Below are 4552 nucleotides of genomic sequence, written 5' to 3'. Positions count from 1 at the left end.
GCAACCGATGAGCACAATAATAAGACTGTTAAGACACAGAAGGTAACGGTAGAGGATACAACGCCGCCAGAGCTGAAAGCGCCGGCAGACAAAGTGGTTGAAGCTACTGCAGCCGGAGGTACGCCTGTAGAGTTAGGTACACCAATATACAGCGACATATTTAAGGTAACCGTAAAGAATAATGCTCCAAAGGTATTCCAGATAGGGACAATTGAGGTAATCTGGACAGCAACGGATGAACACAATAACCAGACGATCAGCAAACAGAAGGTTACAGTAAGGGATACCACAAAGCCAAAGTTGACCGTGCCTGCTGACATTACTGTTCCAGCAACAGGAACGAGGACAAAGGTTTCAATTGGTATGGCAACCGCCACAGACATATTCAATGTAACAATAACCAATGATGCCCCGGCAGATTTCCCACTGGGAACTACAATAGTAACCTGGAAAGCAACTGACGAAAATGGAAACTTTACAACAGGTACTCAAAAAATTACTGTTGTTCAGAAGCTCAAGGTTAAAGCATTCAATGCAACCAGAAATAATACAACAAATACAATTGATCCGAGGATCATGCTGGAGAATATCAGCAGTACGGATGTCAATCTGTCTGATATAAAGATAAGATACTACTTTACTTCAGAAGGCGATTACACACAGATCTTTGCGTGTGATTACTCGCAGGTATCGGGTTCAAGCGGCCAACGGAACATTACATCTTATGTATCGGGCAAATTCAGTAAAGTCACCGGCAAAACCAATTGTGACTGTTACCTTGAAATAAGCTTTTCCAGCAATGCCGGCCGCCTCAAACCGGGGGAAAATGTCATAATTCAAAGCCGATTTGCAAAAATAAACTGGTCCAGCTATACGCAGAGCAATGATTATTCATTTAACCCAACAGCAGATGACTACACTGACACTTCAAAAATAACTGTATATTTATCCGGAAATCTCATTGGAGGCATTGAACCTTAAAGTCATCGCACATATTACAAGTTACAAGCTGCAATCCGTTTTCTGCGGATTGCAGTTCTTGTAATATGCCTAATTTAATATTCAGGAAAGGAAACCCAACTCAAGGAACAGGCCAATGTAAAAGCCCAATGTAAAAGCCGAGGTGGAGGGCTATAGAAAACAGTGGAGAACCGAGGTAAACACTGCAACCTCCGAATATGACAAAGAGGCAAGTGCCGAGTCCGATAAAAAGAAAAAAGAAGTTGGACAGATAAAAGAAGAAAAAGAGGTCGAAGTCAAAAAGTTATCAGGAGCGAAGACCAATATACAGAAATTGGAAAATAACTGGTTACATTCTGATTGTCTCATTTATTATTCAAGATAATGGAAATGGGGAAACTCTCTTTATTAAAATCTTTTTAAAAATATTTTCAAAATTAGCTGTTAAACACTTCCTGAGATTTACTTTTTAAGTAGAGTGAATTTATAGGAGTGAAATACAAAATGCAATTTACAAATAAAGTGCAGCAGAGCAAGGAGCAGTCTTGGAGCAATGGAAATAAAGGCTTGCAGAATAGGCCTGGTTCTCAAAAACCAGGCAAGTCCAAAGGTGTAAGAACAACGGATGTAAGAAGAATGGCACAAATATTCCTTACTTATCCCGATACCGTAACACGGGAGGAATTCATCCTATTTCAAAAGGCTGTCGGCTACAGACAGGCTGTCAGTCTGCTTGCAGAAGGAAGAAGACGTAAAAATCAGGATAAGACTGAAAAAATAGATAAACAGGATAAAAAGCTATCAATAGAAGAAAAGTATGACAGGCACAATACGGAAAATATCAGAGAAGAAGAACAAAAAGCCGGGCAAGCAGAGGATAGCAGCAATATTGATAAAATCAGTGCTGAAAAGGACACTGTCATAAAAGCAGCAGAAAAACCGGCAAATGAGGAACAGGGCAGAAAAGCTATCAAGACAATGGGGCAGGAGAAAAAAGCTGAAAGGCCTCAAAAGGAGGAAATAAAAGAAACTGCTAAAAAGTCAGAACCCCAAATAACAGCTGAGCTAAAGCCAAAGAACTTAAATAAGGCGGAAAATACTAAAGCAGAAAATAAGTCCTCAGCCCATAAGCAAAGCCAGCAGGCCAAAGGATCAGTAAACGCTGCAAAAAGCCAAAAATCCAGCTCCATGCAGCATAAAGAAACTTCTGAGTTGCAGAAGGGAAATGAAAAGCAAAAGCAGGCTATAGCACAAAAGCAGAATAAGCCTGCCCAGGCAGCAAGCGGTAAAAAGCAGCAAAATCCTGCTTCCGGTGGAATTTCAGATGCAATTGCAGGACTAGGGGCGGGTAATAAGAATACTAAAAAAGCTCCAACTGTGAATATAAAGATGGGAGAGCCGGAGAACATACTCAAACAAATGGAAAATGTTCCGCCGACTCAGATTTTACATGCATACTCTCAGGTTACGGATATTTCCAAGGCATCGCTTGAAAAACAAACACAGAAAACACAGGCTGCATTGCCTAAAGTACCTGCACCTACCGGACTTGCACCTGTGAAAAAGGGCGGTATCCAGAAAAAGAAGGCAGCACAGATAAAGCATACGGAACCGGTTAGATTCAAAGGTGTAAAAACAGGCGGCAAGGAAGAAACAATAGGCAATATAAGACTTGGTTCGGAAAATGAACCTGATCCTGAAGAAATAATGGCAGAGGCTGGAAAATACTCTGCAGCTGCACCTGCAGTTAGCTTGGATGGTGAAGCTGATCCTTCCCAGACAGAAGCTTTCAACACAGAAGCCGCACAGACTGTACAAACTGCAAAACAGCAGGAGCTGCAGCAATTGAACAATGAGTTTGGTGAGAATAGCATATTCCCTACGGAAGACAATTCTATATTAAAAGCTAATAAAACCTTAAAAACAAAACAAAGCAAAATAAATAAAGTAAATAAAACTCTTGACATTTCAGCTGATATGGAAGCTCAAATGAATAAATCGATGACACCTGAATTTAAAGCAAAAGTCGGTGAGCAGCAAAGTAAATACAGCACCGGAAAAGAGAAATTTGACACAGACGTAACTACAGCAAGAGCAGACTCAGACAAACAAATCACACAATTAAAAGAAGACTCAAAGAATAAGCAGTTGGAGCAGCAGGAAGGTGCCAAGTCGGAAGTAGAGCGTCTGAAGGGTCAGTGGAGAGAAGAAGTAGACCAGGCAGTATCCCAATATGACAAGCAGGCTGAATCCGAAACAAAATCAAAAACAAGTGAAATAAGCAAAGTAAAAGAGCAGAAGGACAAGGAAGCAAAGGAAAAGCTAAAACAAGCAGAAAAAGATGCAAATACCGAATACAAAAATGCAAAGAAAGATGCGGATGAAAAGAAAAAGGAGAAAGAAAAAGAGCACGAAAAAAAGAAAAAGTCCTGGTGGGAAAAAGCCGCTGATTGGGTTGCAGAAAAGGCTAACCAATTTGTTGAAGGATTAAAAAAGTTAGTAAACTTCATATTCGAAGGACTTCGCAAGGCAGTCAAAGCCATATATGAAGCTGCCAAAGCAGCAGTAGTCGGATTGATAGAGTCAGGTAGGAAACTGATAGTAAACATAATAAAAGGCCTTGGTGAAATACTGAAAGTTCTAGTAAAAGCAGTGTTTGCGAAATTCCCGGGAATAGCGAACAAAATATGCGGGTTTATAGATAAAGCAGTCAACAAAGCAGTAAAGGCAGTAAATACAATAGCAGACGGACTAAAAAAGGGTGTCAGTGCAATAATTGATGCATTAGCCAGCACGGTCGATACACTGCTTGGAGCTATACAGTACCTTTATAATCAGGCCTTAAACGTAATAGGCATGATAGCAGGCAAAATAGCAGAAATAATGGCTGGAATCGCAAGATTAGGTGAAGCTGCAAAAGCATCATTGCCTCATATAGAAGGAAAGCTGTGGGAGCAGCTGATTGGAGTGGACATTACACAGCCAATGGGAAATGAAGATTCAGAGCAAACACTTGAAGCAGAAGCAACTAAAGACACTGCAGACCAAAAGCTTACAGAAAATGATGTGGAAATTGAAAATGTGGAAACCGGAGAAATTGATTCGGAATTTATACAGGACATGAATCTTAAGGATGGCGAGACAAAGTATGTAGAAGGCAGCAAAAATCCGGAGACAGTTGAGAGTATTATGAATGATTTTGATACCGGTAAAGAGGTCGGCAAATCAGGCGACAGCTTTGCAGATGGTGTAAAAACGCGAGCTGAGAACGCAGCAAAGCTGCTTGACCAGATAAAAGCATTTGTAATAAAATGGTTAAAAGAGAACTGGTTGAAGCTGTTACTTGGTGTAACCGGAGCTCTGGCCGGAGTCATAGTGCTTAATATACTTACAGGAGGTGCGATAACTGCCGCCCTGCCTATAATATTGGAAGTAATAGTCAACGTAATGAATGCGGCATCAATAATAGAAGCTATAACAGGGGCAGCAAAAAACATAGCAACATATTTGTCACAGGGCTGGGCAGGAAACATCGGAGTTGCGGCTCCGGCACTTGCAACAGCACTGGCAATAGGGTTATTGGCACTTGCAG

3 protein-coding genes are annotated in these 4552 nt (G+C 40.9%); all 3 read left to right on the top strand.

Translation table 11 applies throughout. The annotated features are described in order from the left end of the window. The coding region (locus T344_RS0119285; RefSeq protein WP_027630038.1) for a cellulose binding domain-containing protein at positions 1-981 on the top strand (981 nt) is incomplete at its 5' end. A 142-nt stretch (positions 982-1123) separates the two neighbouring features. After that, positions 1124-1345 (top strand): hypothetical protein, encoded by a 222-nt coding sequence (locus T344_RS31400; protein ID WP_027630037.1) that lies wholly within the window; start codon positions 1124-1126, stop codon positions 1343-1345. Between the two features lie 119 nt (positions 1346-1464). Continuing rightward, on the top strand, positions 1465-4552 hold a 3088-nt coding region (locus T344_RS0119275; RefSeq protein WP_027630036.1), incomplete at its 3' end, for a hypothetical protein.

Origin of the sequence: Ruminiclostridium cellobioparum DSM 1351 = ATCC 15832, assembly GCF_000621505.1 — a bacterium.
GTDB classification, from domain to species: domain Bacteria; phylum Bacillota; class Clostridia; order Acetivibrionales; family DSM-1351; genus Ruminiclostridium; species Ruminiclostridium cellobioparum.
The sequence above is the reverse complement of the archived record's forward strand: the minus strand, read 5'-3'. Positions and strand labels throughout refer to the sequence as shown.